13 protein-coding genes and 1 pseudogene are annotated in these 15,540 nt (G+C 72.6%); 9 read left to right on the top strand and 5 right to left on the bottom strand.

What is annotated here, in order from left to right; translation table 11 throughout:
• Positions 1 to 64: 64 nt before the first annotated feature.
• Genes KLO01_RS03405 through KLO01_RS03415 form a run of 3 tightly spaced genes read right to left on the bottom strand, consistent with a single transcriptional unit; the run spans position 65 to position 1,518 of the window.
• A complete protein-coding gene (locus tag KLO01_RS03405) occupies positions 65 to 367 on the bottom strand; it encodes a DUF2530 domain-containing protein (protein WP_147062130.1) in 303 nt (100 codons plus the stop codon).
• 9 nt (positions 368 to 376) lie between these two features.
• Complete coding sequence (locus KLO01_RS03410) at positions 377 to 1,114, bottom strand: DUF3027 domain-containing protein (RefSeq protein ID WP_147062131.1); 738 nt, start codon at positions 1,112 to 1,114, stop codon at positions 377 to 379.
• Positions 1,114 to 1,518, bottom strand: coding sequence for a cold-shock protein (locus KLO01_RS03415; protein ID WP_147062132.1), 405 nt, complete (start codon positions 1,516 to 1,518; stop codon positions 1,114 to 1,116). Before KLO01_RS03415 ends, KLO01_RS03410 begins: the two co-directional genes overlap by 1 nt.
• A gap of 173 nt (positions 1,519 to 1,691) precedes the next feature.
• Here KLO01_RS03415 and KLO01_RS03420 point away from each other — a divergent pair, with 173 nt between their 5' ends.
• Positions 1,692 to 2,957, top strand: coding sequence for an MFS transporter (locus KLO01_RS03420; protein WP_147062133.1), 1,266 nt, complete (start codon positions 1,692 to 1,694; stop codon positions 2,955 to 2,957).
• On the opposite strand, the gene KLO01_RS03425 is transcribed toward KLO01_RS03420, so the two are convergent.
• The gene (locus KLO01_RS03425) at positions 2,944 to 3,864 is read right to left on the bottom strand and encodes an aldose 1-epimerase family protein (RefSeq protein ID WP_147062134.1); all 921 of its coding nucleotides are present in this window, start codon (positions 3,862 to 3,864) and stop codon (positions 2,944 to 2,946) included. The genes KLO01_RS03420 and KLO01_RS03425 overlap by 14 nt on opposite strands.
• Before the next feature lie 44 nt (positions 3,865 to 3,908).
• Between KLO01_RS03425 and KLO01_RS03430 the strand changes: the two genes are divergently transcribed.
• The gene (locus KLO01_RS03430) at positions 3,909 to 6,194 is read left to right on the top strand and encodes a helicase-associated domain-containing protein (RefSeq protein WP_147062135.1); all 2,286 of its coding nucleotides are present in this window, start codon (positions 3,909 to 3,911) and stop codon (positions 6,192 to 6,194) included.
• Between the two features lie 184 nt (positions 6,195 to 6,378).
• Here KLO01_RS03430 and KLO01_RS03435 read toward each other — a convergent pair whose 3' ends face one another.
• Positions 6,379 to 7,314 carry a hydroxymethylglutaryl-CoA lyase gene (locus tag KLO01_RS03435; protein WP_147063089.1) on the bottom strand — a complete coding sequence of 312 codons (936 nt, stop codon included), beginning with the start codon at positions 7,312 to 7,314 and terminating at the stop codon, positions 6,379 to 6,381.
• A gap of 85 nt (positions 7,315 to 7,399) precedes the next feature.
• Between KLO01_RS03435 and KLO01_RS03440 the strand changes: the two genes are divergently transcribed.
• From KLO01_RS03440 to KLO01_RS17610, 7 genes and pseudogenes are all read left to right on the top strand, one after another.
• On the top strand, positions 7,400 to 8,137 hold the full coding sequence (locus tag KLO01_RS03440; RefSeq protein ID WP_147062136.1) for a DUF4190 domain-containing protein: 738 nt from the start codon (positions 7,400 to 7,402) through the stop codon (positions 8,135 to 8,137).
• A gap of 6 nt (positions 8,138 to 8,143) precedes the next feature.
• Complete coding sequence (locus KLO01_RS03445) at positions 8,144 to 9,784, top strand: DNA repair helicase XPB (protein WP_147062137.1); 1,641 nt, start codon at positions 8,144 to 8,146, stop codon at positions 9,782 to 9,784.
• Between the two features lie 59 nt (positions 9,785 to 9,843).
• Positions 9,844 to 10,476, top strand: coding sequence for an LURP-one-related family protein (locus tag KLO01_RS03450; RefSeq protein WP_147062138.1), 633 nt, complete (start codon positions 9,844 to 9,846; stop codon positions 10,474 to 10,476).
• 71 nt (positions 10,477 to 10,547) lie between these two features.
• On the top strand, positions 10,548 to 11,261 hold the full coding sequence (locus tag KLO01_RS03455; RefSeq protein WP_147062139.1) for a response regulator transcription factor: 714 nt from the start codon (positions 10,548 to 10,550) through the stop codon (positions 11,259 to 11,261).
• Positions 11,261 to 12,721, top strand: coding sequence for a sensor histidine kinase (locus tag KLO01_RS03460; RefSeq protein ID WP_147062140.1), 1,461 nt, complete (start codon positions 11,261 to 11,263; stop codon positions 12,719 to 12,721). Before KLO01_RS03455 ends, KLO01_RS03460 begins: the two co-directional genes overlap by 1 nt.
• Before the next feature lie 47 nt (positions 12,722 to 12,768).
• Positions 12,769 to 14,229, top strand: a complete 1,461-nt coding sequence (locus KLO01_RS03465; protein ID WP_147062141.1) for a S1C family serine protease — start codon at positions 12,769 to 12,771, stop codon at positions 14,227 to 14,229.
• 180 nt (positions 14,230 to 14,409) lie between these two features.
• Positions 14,410 to 15,459: pseudogene (locus KLO01_RS17610) on the top strand (DUF2339 domain-containing protein); the annotation flags it as partial.
• Positions 15,460 to 15,540 lie beyond the last annotated feature (81 nt).

Below are 15,540 nucleotides of genomic sequence, written 5' to 3' on the forward strand. Positions count from 1 at the left end.
TGGGACGGCACGGCGGCGCTTCGCGCGGCTGGTGCCGTCCCATTCGGGCAATAAGTCGGGGGTTTCAGCCGGCGTCGTGGGCGTTGCCGCGACCGCGGCGGACGTAGAGGAAGCCGATCGAGCCGAGCACGAACCCGGCGACGCAGCCCCACGGCCACCAGGAGCGCTCACCCTCGTGCAGCGCGGGCACGACGAGGGTGACGACGAGCGCGACCAGCCACAGGACCAGGCCGATGGCGATGATCCGCTGGGTCGGGACCTGCATCGCGCGCAGGACCTCGACCTCGCTCTCGGTCACGCCGTCGGGCACCTCGGACGCCGGTATGCCGTCCACGCGCGACTCGCTCCCGCCGTCGGCCTCACCCATGGTCGGGCTTCAGACCGTCTCGAGCTGGTTGTCGTCGAGCACCGGCGGCGCGACGACCTCGGGCTCGGGGGCGTCGATGTCGACCTCGGAGTGGGCGCCGCAGCCGTGGTCAAGGCTCACGACGGAACCGTCGGAGGGCGACCAGGCGTTGGCGCACACGCCGAAAAAAGACCGCAGGGCACCCGCCATCGGGATGAAGAACCCGCAGGACGAGCAGGGCGCCGGAGCCTTCTGGGCGACGGGGGCGTTGGGCCCGTGGTCGCCGTCGTACCAGCGCTGAGCGGCAGCCTCGCGACCCTCGGCCGAGAGCACGCGCGGACGGCCGAGGCCGAGCTCGTGCAGCGCCACCGCGTCGACGTCCTCGTCGCCCGTGGCCTCGAAGCCGGCCTCGAGCAGCGGGTCGTCGTCGACCTTGGGCGTGACGTCGCCGGGACCGATGTCCCCGGGAGCCAGCCGGTCGGCATACGGGAGCCACTGCGGCGACAGCAGCGCGCCGTCACCCGGGACGAGGTTGGTCTCGGAGACCGTGACGACCTTGGAGCGCGGCACGCGCGCGACGGTGATCGCCCAGCGCCAGCCGGGGTAGGCCTTCGCCGTGCATGCGAAGTAGTGCGTCGCGACGCGGTCCTGCACCATCTCCATGCCGAGGTGGTCACCGACGGTGCCGGCCTCCGCGATCGACTCGGCGGCCTCGCGGGCGAGGTCGAGCGCACCCTTGAGGGTGGGATCGGGCTTGACGGCCGGCATCAGACGTCGAGGTCGTCGGCGACGGCCCGGAGCACCTGGGCGACCTTGCCGCCGTGGCCCTTGTCGGGGTAGTGGCCGCGACGCAGCGAGCTCTGCACCGAGTCGAGCAGCGTGATGAGGTCCTCGACGATGACCTCCATCTCCTGCGCCGGCTTGCGGTCGCGGACCTTGCGGTTGGCGGTGACGCTCGCGGTGGGCTCGAGGAGGCGGAGCGAGAGGGCCTGCGCACCACGGCGGCCCTCGACGATGCCGAACTCGACGCGGGCGCCGTTCTTGAGGGACGTCACGCCTTCGGGGAGGGCGCTCGAGGGCACGAAGACGTCGCCGCCCTCGGCGGGGTCGTCGGTCGAGACGAACCCGAACCCCTTGTCGGAGTCGTAGAACTTCACCTTGCCAGTCGGCACGGAGCACCTCTGTCACTGCTGTGGGTGGTCCGGAGTGCGGGCATCGCACCTCCGGGCTGACCCGCACAGGCTATCCCGGACGCCGTATGCCGTGCGCACACCTTTCCCGCGCCGCCCGGCCACCCCGGGAAACTCGGTTGGGGGGTGTCGGCCCTGCCTGCGAGAGTTCTCCGGTGAGCACCGCGACCGAGCGACCCAAGGTGAGCCTGAGGCAGTTCTGGGCGGACCTGCCGACCCCGGGCCGGTGGCTGCTCTCGACGGTCGCGATCCAGACCCTCGGGCGTGGCCTCACACTGCCGTTCACCGTCATCTACATCCACGAGGTCCGGGGCATCTCGCTCGGCACGGCCGGCACGCTGCTCGCCCTCATCGCCGTCGTCGCCCTGTGCGTCACCGGGCCGGGCGGCTCGCTCACCGACCGGGTCGGCGCCCGTCGCATGCTCATCGCCGGCACGAGCGCCCAGCTGCTCGGCTGCACCGTGCTCGCGTTCGCCACCTCCGTGCCGATGTTCGTCGTCGGCTTCGTGCTCCTCGGCTTCAACTTCGGGGTGTCGTGGCCGGCGTTCAACGCCCTCATCGCGTCCGTGGTGTCGGGGCCGCTGCGCCAGCAGTACTTCGGGGTCAACTTCGCCCTCGTCAACCTCGGCATCGGGCTCGGCGGGGTCATCGGCGGACTCTTCGTCGACGTGCGCGAGCCGATGACCTTCACGCTGATCTTCCTCGCCGACGCGGTGAGCATGCTCGTGCCGCTCGGGCTGCTGCTCGGCCCCCTGCGCTCCGTCTCCGGGCGGGCCGAGCGCTCCGCCGACACCCCGACGGTCGGCTACCTCGACCTGCTCCGGCGCCCGCCCGTGCTCTGGCTGACGTTCATCACCTTCCTGTGCACGTTCATCGGCTACGGCCAGATCGAGTCGGGCTTCCCGGCGTTCTCGCGGCAGGTCGGCGAGGTCTCGACCCAGGTCATCGGGTTCGCGTTCGCCATCAACACCCTCGTCATCGTCGCCCTCCAGTTCACGGTGCTCAAGGCGGTGACCGGGCGCCGCCGCACCCGCGGTCTGCTCGTCATGGTGGTGCTGTGGGTGCTGTCCTGGCTCATCCTCTCGGCGGCGGGGATCGGACCGGCGGTGCTGGCCGCCGTCGCGGTCGTCACCTTCATGGGCGTGTTCGGGCTCGGCGAGATCTTCATGCAGATCGCGATCCCGGCCATCACCAACGACATGGCCGACGACCACGTGCGCGGCCGTGCCAACGCCGTCAACGCCGGAGCCTTCCAGGGCGGCGCGATCCTGGGGCCGATCGTCTCGGGGTTCCTGCTCCAGCACGACCTCTCCGGAGTGTTCATCGTCGCGATGGTCGGCGGCCTCGTGGTCATGGCCGGCGCGATCGTCGTGCTCGAGCGTCACCTCACCCCGACCGAGAACGGCGTCACCGCGGGCTGATCCCCCACGTCCCCGTCCACGCCTCGCCCGGGCCGAGCTCGAGCAGCGAGTCGCCGGAGCGGAAGGCGTCGGGCGGGCAGGTCATCGGCTCGACCGCGATCCCGTGCTCGCCGGACTGGCCGGCCTCGGCCTTGCCCGAGAACACCTGCGCCCACGGCAGCGCCTCCGCGTCGGCCCAGACGTCGACGGAGCCGCGACCGGGGGTGGTCACCGTGACGGTCCAGCGCCCGTCCACGACCTCGAGATCCGTGTATGCCGTGTCGAGACGCCGCGTCCCGATCGCTCTGGGGGCCCGGAAGTCGAACGGCGAGCCGTCGACCGGGTGCGTGGCGGTGGGGATGAGCCGCTCGTCGACCTCGACCCACGTGGCGCCCGGGATGCCCACCTCGACGTCCTCGACGGGTGCGTCCCCGATGGCGACGTAGGGGTGGGCGCCGTAGCCGAACGGCGCGACCCCCTGCCCCACGTTCGCGACGCGGACGGTGACGGTGAGACCGTCCGGTGCCACGGCATACGTCGTCGTGGACTCGAGGTGCCAGTCCCAGCCCGGCTGCGGGAAGAGCCGGTGACCGACGGTCACCGAGGAGGCGGTGCGTTCGACGAGGCGCCACGGCGCCCAGCGGACGAGGCCGTGGCTGGCGTTGGAGTGCTCGACCTCGGTGAGCGGCAGCTGGTGCTCGACGCCGTCGCGCGAGTAGAGACCGTCCCGGATCCGGTTCGGCCAGGGGATGAGCTGCTGGCCGCGACCGCTCGTGCACGGGGCGTCGGCCGCGTAGCCCGCGAGCACGTCGACGCCGTCGCGGGTCCACGTGCGCAGGCCGCCGCCGACCTCGACGACGACGAGCTCGTCGGAGCCGGCGGACAGGTGCCACTGCTCGCCGGTGGGGGACGGCGTGGGTGCGCTCATGGAAGCCGAATCTACGCGTGGCACCGCAGGACTACGGTGGTGCAGTGCCGCCTGCCTCCCCTGCCCCGAGCCGCTCCCTGGCCGACGACATCCGGGGACGCTCCGACGCGGAGCTGACCGCGCTGCTCGCAGCCAGGCCGGACCTCGCCCGGCCGGCACCCAGCGACCTCACGGCCCTCGCGTCACGCAGCTCGACGCGCGCCAGCACCCTGCGCGCGGTCGACGGACTCGACCTCGCACACATCCAGGCGCTCGAGGCCGCAGCGGTGGCCGGCGACAGCGTCACGCCCGCCGAGCTTTCGCGGCTGCTCGGCGGCATCGACGCCGCGAGCGCCACACGCCTGCTCGACGACCTGTGGCGCCTCGCCCTCGTGTGGCGCGCCCCCGAGGGAACCGTCGTGACGCGGACCGCCAAGGACGTCCTCGGCGAGGCCCTCGCCGGGCTCGGACCGAGCGGCGACGACCTGCCCGGGGGCGACGCCCTCGACGAGACGACGATCCGTGCGGCGGTCGCCCAGGCGCCCCCGCGGGCTCGCGCCGTCCTCGACCGCCTCACCTGGGGCCCGGCGGTGGGCATCGTGGCCGCCGAGGACGCCCCCGGGCGCCGTGGGCCCTCCGACGACGGCCCACGCTGGCTGCTCACCCAGGGCCTCGTGCGGGCGGTCGCCGCCGACCAGATCGCGCTCCCGCGCGAGGTCGCGATGACCCTGCGTGAGGGCCGGGTCCACCGTGAGGTCCAGCTCGAGCCCCCGACCGTCACCGGACCCGAGCGCAAGGTCGACGCGGTCGACGCCGCCGCCGGCGCCGCCGCCTCCGAGGTCCTGGCCCTCCTCGACGAGCTCCTCGATGCGTGGTCGCAGACGCCGCCGCGCGTCCTGCGCACCGGCGGTCTCGCGGTCCGCGACCTCAAGGCCGCGGCGACGCGCCTCGACACGGCACCGGAGCACACGGCATACCTCGTCGAGCTCGCCCTCATCGCCGACCTCGTCGCCGACGACGGCGAGGTGGACCCGCACTGGGTGCCGACCGCGGAGTACGACGCGTGGCAGACCGAACCCGGTGGCGAGCGGTGGGCCCGGCTCGCACAGGCGTGGCTGTCGACGACCCGTGCGCCGCACCGCGTGGGGTCGCGCACCGACGCCTCGTCCGTGGTCAACGCCCTCGGCGGCGACGTGCAGTGGCCGCCGATCCGGTCCCTGCGCCGCGGCGTGCTCGACCTGCTCGCCGCGACCGACGTCGGGGTGGCCCCGCTCGCCTCGGACCTCGCGGCAGCCGTCCGGTGGCGCAGGCCCCGGCGGGTCCCCCGCACCCTCGAGAGCGTCGTCGAGGCCGTCCTCGCGGAGGCGGCTTGGCTCGGTGTCACCGGGCACGGCGCGCTCAGCGTCGCCGGACGTGCGCTGCTCGCGTCCGGGGGTGACATCGCGGGTGTCGCCGAGTCGATCCACCCGCACCTGCCGACACCCGTCGAGGCCGTGCTGCTCCAGGCCGACCTCACCGCGATCGCCCCGGGGCCGGTCACCGGCTCGCTCGCCGCCTTCCTGCGGATGGTCGCCGACGTCGAGTCCCGCGGTGGCGCCACCGTGCACCGCTTCAGCGAGGACTCGATCCGTCGCTGCCTCGACACCGGCTGGACCGGCGAGGACATCCTCGCCGGACTCCGTGACGCGAGCAGCACCCCCGTGCCACAACCCCTCGAGTACCTCGTGCGCGACGCCGCACGCCGCCACGGCACGGTGCGCGTGCGCGGTGTCAGCGCCGTCATCCGCAGCGAGGACGAGGCCGGGCTCGACGTCATGCTCGCCCACCGCCAGCTCTCCGCCCTCCAGCTGCGCAAGATCGCGCCGACCGTCCTCACCTCACCCGTGCGACCCGACGTCGTCCTCGAGGTGCTGCGCGAGGAGGGCTTCTCCCCCGTCGCCGAGTCCGCCGCCGGGACCGTCACCGTGCCGACCCGGCCGGCCCGACGTGTCGTGCGCCGCAGCTCGGTCGACCCCGCCCTCGTGCAGGCCATGGACGACGCCCAGATCACCTCCCTCGTCGCAGGCCTGCGCGCCTCCGAGACGGAGTCGCGCGCCCGCGCCGCCGCCGCACCCGGCGGTCGCACCGGCCCACCCATCCCCGCCAACGACCCGACGACCTCCGTCGCCGTGCTCCGCGAGGCCATCGCCGACGGACGCGCCGTGTGGCTCGGGTACTCCGACGGCGTCGGCCGCACCCAGCGCCTGCTCTTCTATCCCGAGCGGCTCGACGGTGGACGCGTCACCGGCACCAGCGAGGGCGTCACGCGCACCCTCTCGGTCCACCGCATCACCGGCGTCGTCGCCGACTGAGCCCCCTCGCGGCGGTCGCGTGACGTGGGGCGAGGCGTGCGTCTGCGACGAAGGAGCAGCTAGCGCGCATCGCCCCACGTGAGCGGTCCGCCGCCCGGGGCGACGCTCAGGTTGCCCCACTGATTGCCCCTCCGGGACAGCCCGAGGGGCGCTGCGCGCGAGCAGGGCCGTCCCAGAGGGGCAATCAGAGGGGGTTGGTGAGAGCGCGGACGACGGCGGAGGGCGAGGGACGCCCGAGCTGCTGCGCCATCCACGAGCTGGTGGACAAGAGGGACTCGAGGTCGACGCCGGTGCGGATGCCGGCACCCTCCATCGCCCAGACGAGGTCCTCGGTGGCGAGGTTGCCGGTGGCGCTCTCGGCGTAGGGGCAGCCGCCCAGCCCGCCGGCGGACGAGTCGACGACGGTGATGCCGTGGCGCAGGGCGACGAGGGTGTTGCTCAGGGCCTGGCCGTAGGTGTCGTGGAAGTGCACGGCGGTCTGGTCGAGGCCGATCCCCCTCTCCTGCAACGCATCGAGCAGGTGGGCCACGTGGCCGGAGGTGGCGACGCCGATGGTGTCGCCGAGCGAGAGCTGGTCGCAGCCGAGGTCCATGAGCCGCTCGGCGACGTCGACCACCTGCTGGACGGGCACGGGGCCCTCCCACGGGTCGCCGAAGCACATCGACACGTAGCCGCGCACCCACAGGCCCGCCTCGCGCGAGCGCTCGACGACGGGGCGGAACATGTCGATGGACTCGTCGACCGAGCGGTTGAGGTTCTTGCGGGCGAACGTCTCGGTCGCGCTGCCGAAGATCGCGACGGCCCCGACACCGGCCTCGAGGGCGCGGTCGAGGCCACGCTCGTTGGGCACGAGCACCGGACGGCGGGGGCCGCGCCCCTCGTCGCCGAGCAGCTCGAGCACCTCGGCGGCGTCGGCGAGCTGCGGCACCCACTGGGGGTTGACGAACGACGTCGTCTCGATCGTCGCGAGCCCGGCGGACGCCATGCGCCGGATGAACTCGGCCTTGACCTGCGCGGGCACGACCGACTTCTCGTTCTGGAGGCCGTCTCGGGCACCGACCTCGTAGATCGTGATCTCCGACGGGAGCGTCGGGTCGGCCTCGACCTGTGGCGTGCGCATGCTCATGCCTCATCCTGACACGCACCTCGTGCGAGTCCTCCGGACCTGGGCACGCGTGGAGGGCACGGCGGGATACCTTGTCGCCATGAGCGAGAACGACAAGGACCCGCAGCAGGGGGAGTACTCGGATCCGACGGCCAGCCCGGACTGGGCGGCACCCCACTCCTCACAGGACCCGACCCCTCCCGCGCCCGAGTCGCCACAGCCGCAGTCGGCGCCGACCGAGCACATCCCGCAGGGCGGCGACACCCAGGCGGCCCCGCAGGCTCCCGTTCCCCCGGTCCCGCCGGCCCCCCAGTACCCCGGCTACGACGCCCCCTACGTCCAGCCGCGTGGTGACAGCAACCCCTACGCCGGCTCGAGCGCCCAGCCGACCAACCCGTATGCCGCGACGCCCCCACCGCCGCCGTACGACCCCTACGCGGCGCCGCAGCCGGCATACGACCCGTACGCCGCGAGCGGAGCCCAGCCGCAGCCCGGTGGCTACCCGCCCTACCAGGCGCCCGGCCAGTGGCAGGCCCCGCCGGCCGCCTACGGCGCCCCTCCGCCCCAGAACACGAGCGCACTCGTCCTCACGATCATCTCCGGCATCGTCACCGTGAGCTGCTGCGTGCCCGGCATCGTCCCGCTCATCCTCGGCATCATCGCGCTGACCAAGAACTCCACCGACCCCGAGGGCTCGCGCCGCCTCACGAAGTGGGGCTGGATCGCCTTCGGCATCGGCATGGCGCTCGCCGTCATCGGCGTCGTCATCTTCATCGCCGTCGGTGCCTCGGGTGGGTTCGACGGCGGCAGCAGCTACGACTCCGACTACTCGTACTGAGGTCCCTTGACTGACGGCGCACTCATCGTCCAGAGCGACAAGACGCTCCTCCTCGAGGTCGAGCACCCTCGGTCCGCGGAGGCACGACGGGCGATCGCACCGTTCGCCGAGCTCGAGCGGGCTCCCGAGCACATCCACACCTACCGGATCACCCCGCTCGGGCTGTGGAACGCGCGGGCGGCGGGGCACGACGCCGAGCAGGTGGTCGACGCCCTCGTCACGCACAGCCGCTACCCCGTGCCGCACGCGCTGCTCGTCGACGTCGCCGACACGATGGCGCGCTACGGCCGCCTCACGCTGACCAAGGACGGCGACGGGCGTCTCGTGCTGCGCACCACCGACCGCGCCGTGCTCGCGGAGGTGCTGCGGCACAAGCGGATCAAGCCGCTCATCGGTGAGCGCCTCGACGAGGACACGGTCGTCGTCCACCCGAGCGAGCGCGGCCACCTCAAGCAGGAGCTGCTCAAGGTCGGGTGGCCGGCCGAGGACGAGGCCGGCTACGTCGACGGCGAGGCCCACGCCATCAGCCTCGACCAGGGCGGGGGCTGGAGCCTGCGGCCCTACCAGGAGCAGGCGGTCGACGGCTTCTGGCACGGCGGCTCCGGCGTCGTCGTCCTCCCCTGCGGCGCGGGCAAGACGCTCGTCGGGGCGGCCGCGATGGCCAAGGCGTCGGCGACGACGCTCATCCTCGTCACCAACACCGTGTCCGCACGGCAGTGGAAGGACGAACTGCTCCGCCGGACCAGCCTCACCGAGGACGAGATCGGCGAGTACTCCGGCGCGCGCAAGGAGATCCGCCCGGTCACCATCGCGACCTACCAGGTGCTCACGACGCGTCGCAAGGGCGTCTACACGCACCTCGACCTGCTCGACGCCCGCGACTGGGGGCTCGTGGTCTACGACGAGGTGCACCTGCTGCCGGCGCCCATCTTCCGGATGACGGCCGACCTCCAGGCCCGTCGTCGGCTCGGCCTCACCGCCACCCTCGTGCGCGAGGACGGCCTCGAGTCCGACGTGTTCTCGCTCATCGGGCCCAAGCGGTTCGACGCGCCGTGGAAGGACATCGAGGCGCAGGGCTACATCGCACCGGCCGACTGCGTCGAGGTCCGGGTCTCGCTTCCCGACGGACAACGCATGGCGTATGCCGTCGCGGAGCCCGAGGACCGGTACCGCCTCGCCTCCTGCTCGGACTCCAAGCTCCCGGTCGTCGAGAAGCTCGTCGCCCGCCACCGCGGCGAGCCGACGCTCGTCATCGGCCAGTACCTCGACCAGCTCGACGAGCTCGCCCAGCGGCTCGGGGCGGACGTCATCACTGGCGAGACGACGGTGACCGAGCGGCAGCGCCTCTACGACGCGTTCCGGACCGGCGCGATCAGCCTGCTCGTCGTCTCGAAGGTCGCGAACTTCTCGATCGACCTCCCCGAGGCCAGCGTGGCCATCCAGGTGTCGGGCACCTTCGGCTCGCGCCAGGAGGAGGCCCAGCGTCTCGGACGGGTGCTGCGACCCAAGGGCGACGGCCGGACCGCGCACTTCTACACCGTCGTGGCGCGCGACACCGTCGACGCCGACTTCGCCGCCCACCGCCAGCGCTTCCTCGCCGAGCAGGGCTACGCCTACCGCATCATCGACGCCACCGACCTCGACTGACGGCAGGCGAGCGGACGGCATACCGGCTCTTGCGTGCGACGTGTGTGAGAGTGGCGCCCATGACGCAGCCGCCGCAGGGCACCCCGACCGAGCCCACCGCCCAGCCGACCCGCTTCCGGGTCCGCCAGAAGCTCACCCTCATGGTCAACCGCTACGAGATCCACGGCGTGGGTCCCGACGGCACCGAGGTCGGTCTCTGGGCCTTCGCCGAGCAGAAGCGGATGGCGTTCAAGGAGCAGGTGACGTTCTTCTCCGACGCGGGCAAGAGCCAGCCGGTCTTCGGGTTCAAGGCGCGCACCCGGATGGACCTCGGCGCGACCTACGACGTGACCGACGCTGCGGGAGCGCCGATCGGGCAGTTCCGCAAGGACTTCGGCAAGTCGCTGCTCCGCTCGACCTGGCACCTCACCGACGGCGCCGGCCGGACCTCGCTGGGTCAGGAGCGCAACCACACCATCGCCGTCGTGCGCCGCATCTGGGACTTCATCCCGGTCATCGGCGACATCCCCGTGCCGTTCCTCTTTCACTTCGACTTCACGATGCCCGACGGCCAGGTCGTCCTGAGCAGCACGAAGAAGCCGGCGCTGCGCGACGTCTACGAGGTCGAGCTGCCGCCCGTCGACGGCCACGCGCTCGACTGGCGCATCGGTGCCGCCATGGCCGTCGCCCTCGACGCGCTGCAGTCGCGCTAGCCACAGGCACGCAGGGCGAGGACACGGCATACATCCAGCCAACTCCCAGACAGGAGCGGGACACTGGACGGGTGAGCGCCAACCCAGCAACCCCCGAGGCCACGCTCCTCGTCGTCGAGGACGAGCCCAACATCCGCGAGCTGCTCGCGACCTCCCTGAGGTTCGCCGGCTTCGAGGTCGTCACGGCCGCCACCGGTGGTGAGGCCGTCAAGCTCGCCGAGGACCGGCACCCCGACCTCTGCGTCCTCGACGTCATGCTGCCCGACATGGACGGGTTCGCCGTGACCCGCAAGCTGCGCGAGTCCGGTCGACACGTGCCGATCGTCTTCGTCACGGCGCGCGACTCCGTCGACGACAAGATCAAGGGCCTCACCGTGGGCGGCGACGACTACGTCACCAAGCCGTTCAGCCTCGAGGAGGTCGTCGCGCGCATCCGTGCGGTCCTGCGCCGCACCCGCGGCGAGGTCGACGACAGCGCGGCCCTGCGGTTCGAGGACCTCGAGCTCGACGAGGACAGCCACGAGGTGCGCCGCGCCGGTCGGGTCATCGAGACGAGCCCGACCGAGTTCAAGCTGCTGCGCTACCTCATGCTCAACCCCAACCGGGTGCTGTCCAAGGCGCAGATCCTCGACCACGTGTGGGAGTACGACTTCCGCGGCGAGAGCGGCATCGTCGAGTCCTACATCTCGTACCTGCGGCGCAAGATCGACACGGAGGGACTGCCCTCCCTCATCCACACCAAGCGTGGTGTGGGCTACGTGCTGCGCCTGCCGCCGCAGACCTGATGTCGACGACCGTCCCGTCCCAGGCCGTGGTGAGGCGGCTCGAGGCGATGCCACTGCGCGTGCGCCTCGTGGCCATCGTCCTCATCGTGCTCGCGGCGGCGCTGCTCGTGTCGAACCTCGCGACGGCCTACCTCATGCAGCGCGACCTCCTGGGGCGGGTCGACACGGAGCTCAAGGGTGTCGCCAAACCCGTTGCGACACAGGCGTTGACGGATCTCACCAAGGGCGACGAGGACACCACCCCCACCAACTACGCGTTCGTCCTCTTCCCCGTGGACGGCGAGACGATGAGCGTCAACCCGACCACCGAGCGGATGCACCCCGAGGTCCCGCGGCTCGCTCTCACCGACGCGCGGGTGCGCAACGGCAAGCCGTTCACCGTGCAGTCGGTCGACGGCGAGATGGACTGGCGGTTCATCGCCGGCACCGTCGGCAAGAACGAGGCGACGTTCGCCGTCGGCGTCCCGCTGCGCTCGGTCAAGCAGACCGTGGCGCGACTCCTCGTGACCACCGGCGCCCTGAGCGCCGTCGTGCTCGCCGCCTCGGCGCTGCTCGGGTGGTTCGCCGTCCGCCGCGCCTTCCGCCCGCTCACCCAGATCGAGGACACCGCGGCCGCCATCGCCGGTGGCGACCTCACCCGACGCATCCCGGTGCGGGCAGCCGATGACGAGGTCACCTCGCTCTCACGCAGTCTCAACGCCATGCTCGCCCAGATCGAGTCGTCGTTCGCCGTGCGCGAGGCCTCCGAGGACCGCATGCGCCAGTTCGTGGCCGACGCGAGCCACGAGCTGCGCACCCCCTTGGCCACCGTCCGCGGCTACGCCGAGCTCCACCGTCAGGGCGCCCTGTCGAAGCCGGAGGACACCCGCGCCGCGATGGAGCGCATCGAGTCCGAGTCGGGTCGCATGAGCGGTCTCGTCGAAGACCTGCTCACCCTGGCCCGGCTCGACGAGGAGCCCACCACGGCGATGGCCCAGGTCGACCTCACCGTCCTCGCCGCCGACGCGACCGCCGACGCCCGGGCCCGCGAGCCCGAGCGTCGCATCTCGCTCACCGGCCTCACCGGACCGGTCGACGCGACCGTGGTCTGGGGCTCCGAGTCGCGGCTCCGGCAGGTCGTCACCAACCTCGTCGCCAACGCCGTCCGGCACACCCCGGCGGGCACGCCGATCGAGCTGGCGGTGGGCGTCGACGGATCCGACGGAGTGCTCGAGGTCCGCGACCACGGAGACGGAATCCCTTCTGGCACAGCGCATCGCGTGTTCGAGCGCTTCTACCGTGCGGACCCCTCGCGGGGACGCACGGCCGGGGGCGGCAACGGCCTCGGGCTCGCCATCGTCGCCGCCATCGTCGCCGCGCACCGTGGCCGCGTGGGCGTGCAGGAGACCACCGGCGGGGGCGCGACGTTCGTCGTGCGGATACCCACAGGCGCCTCACAGGCCCGGCCCAGCGCCCCTTGAGGTCGGGCCACTTGAGTGAGCAGTGCCAGCCCGACGAAGGAGACGCAATGAGCGACCAGCAGCCCGGACCGACCGGACAGCAGACCGGCACGAACCCCGAGGCTCCGAAGGCTCCCGAGGCCCCCGCCTCGACCTCCGCCCCCATCCCCCCGCACCCCGGATACGGCAGTGCGACCACGCAGACGCTTCCGCAGCAGGCCACGCGCGAGCACCCCACCGGGGCGTACTCCTCGTCGCAGCACGGCCAGCCCGCGCCGACCACCTGGTACGGCGCCCACGAACCCGCAGGACCGGTCTTTCCCCCTCCGCCGGCCCCCGGGGCAGCGCCGCAGAGCCCCCAGCCCCAGCCGCGACAGCGGCGCCGGGTCGGCGAGCTCTTCGCGGTGGCTGCGCTGACCGCCGCACTCGCGTCGGGAGGCACCTATGCCGCGACCCAGCTGGGGTCGCCGGACACGCAGACCGCCTCCGCTGCGTCGTCCTCCTCCAGCCTGGGTCGCGGCACCCAGACGGCTCCGGTGTCGCAGAGCAACCCCCAGGCCCCCAACTGGACGGCCACCGCCGCGGCCGTGTCGCCGAGCGTCGTCGCGATCAAGACCGACAGCGGCGAGGGCTCCGGCGTCATCATCGACGGCTCGGGCCACGTCCTCACCAACAACCACGTCGTCGCTGGCGCCAAGCAGCTCACCGTGACGCTGTCGGACGGTCGCACGTTCAAGGGCAGGATCCAGGGCACCGACCCCTCCACCGACCTCGCGGTCGTCACCATCGAGGGTGCGCCCAAGGACCTCCAGCCGATCTCCCTCGGGGACTCCGACTCGCTCAAGGTCGGCGACCCGGTCATGGCCGTCGGCAACCCGCTGGGTCTCGCCGGCACGGTCACGACGGGCATCGTCAGCGCGCTCAACCGGCCCGTGACGACCGAGGCGGCGCAGGACGAGCAGCCGCAGCAGCAGAACCCGTTCGGCCAGCCCCAGCAGCAGCAGTCGAACGCCGACCCCGTCGTGACCAACGCGATCCAGACGTCGGCCGCGATCAACCCCGGCAACAGCGGCGGCGCCCTCGTCAACGCCAACGGCCAGCTCGTCGGCATCAACTCCTCGATCGCCTCGCTCGGCTCCTCCGGCTCCTCGCAGAGCGGGAACATCGGCATCGGCTTCGCCATCCCGGTCAAGGAGGCGGCCTCCATCGCCGAGCAGCTCATCGCCGACGGCACCGCCGAGCACGCCTACCTCGGTGTCGCGCCGACCGACGGCACGGCATCCGACGGCGACGCCACCCGCGCCGGCGCCCAGGTGCGCACCGTCTCCGAGAACACCCCGGCGCAGAAGGCCGGCCTCAAGTCGGGCGACGTCATCACCGCCGTCAACGGCGAGCGGGTCGACTCGGCCGAGTCGCTCGTGGCCCACATCCGCGAGTACTCCGTCGGCGACACCGTCAAGCTCACGGTCCTGCGCGACAACAAGAGCCAGGAGATCTCGGCGACCCTCGCCGCGGCCCCGGCCAGCTGACTCCGCACCAAAGAACCACCTCGAGAGGTGGACCGGTGAGTACCCCGACTCATGGAGTCGGGGTACTCACTGTTCCACGCTGTACCCATGACCGATCAGCTGCAGGACGTGCGGCGCCTCGAGAACGAGTTCGCCGACGCGATGAACCGGATGTATGCCGTGGGCAACGGGCTCGCCCGCATGCGCGCGGCTCTCGAGGTCCAGACCGCGACCTCGCCCGACACGTGGTCGGCGCACGCGCCCGCCGCCGCCCCGACGGCGCCCCGGCCTTCGCACGCGCCCGCCGCGGCCGCACCGGCTCCGGACAGCCGGGTCGCGCCCGTGACTCCCGTCCCGCCGGTGCCGGCCGCGGCTCCCGTGCCGTCGTGGTGGCAGCGCGAGGGTGCCGTGACACGTGTCCTCGCCCTGGCCGGCGCCGTCGTCACGCTCATCGGTGTCGCGCTGCTGCTCGCCCTCGCGATGCAGCAGGGCTGGTTCGTGCCCGAGCTCAGGGTCGCCCTGGGGGTCCTCCTCGCCGTCGGGCTCGTCGCCGCCGCGCACGTGGTCCGTGGTCGTGAGAGCCGGCTGGGCCGCTCCAGTGCCGCTCCCGTCGCCATCGCGGCCACCGGGTATGCCGCGGGCTACCTCGACGTCGTCGCCGTCACCACGGTCTATGGCTGGGTCCCCCGCGTCGCCGGGCTGGCGATCGCGGCCGTGGTCGCGGTGAGCGGGCTGCTGCTGGCTCGTCGTTGGGACCGCCAGCTGCTCGCCGTCGTCACCGTCCTCGGTGCGAGCCTGCTCGCCCCTGTCGTCACCGAGGGGTTCGGCGACGACGTGTCGCTCTTCGTCGTCGTCCTGTCGGCAGCCGCCCTGCTCGTCCGGGGTGACCGTGGCTGGCCGATGCTCGCCATCGCTCGCACCCTGCCCGCGACCAGCCTGATCCTGGCGGGGATCGCCGTGGACGCCGGCGACTCCGCACCGTCGCGCCTCGCGATCGTCGCGGCCGGCGCCCTCACCCTGCTTGCCGTCGTGGGGGCCGTCTCGGCCGCACGCCACGACCGCACCGACCTCGTCGGCAGCGCCATCGTGGCCGTCTCGACGATCGCCCTCCTCACCGCCTTCGGTGTCCACGGCCAGACCCTGCGCACGACCGGCTTCGCACTCGTCGCCGTCGCCTTCGCCGTGGCCCTCGCCGTGTCGTCGCGCGGCCCGGTCGGGCCCGTTCCGACGCCGCTGGCCACGACCTTCGGTGCCATCTCCGGCCTCTCGGCCCTCCTCGCCGTCACGAGCGGCGCTCCCGAGCGCTGGGTGGTCTCCGGGATCCTCGTCACG

It is taken from the genome of Knoellia locipacati (assembly GCF_007992835.1).
Taxonomy (GTDB): domain Bacteria; phylum Actinomycetota; class Actinomycetes; order Actinomycetales; family Dermatophilaceae; genus Knoellia; species Knoellia locipacati.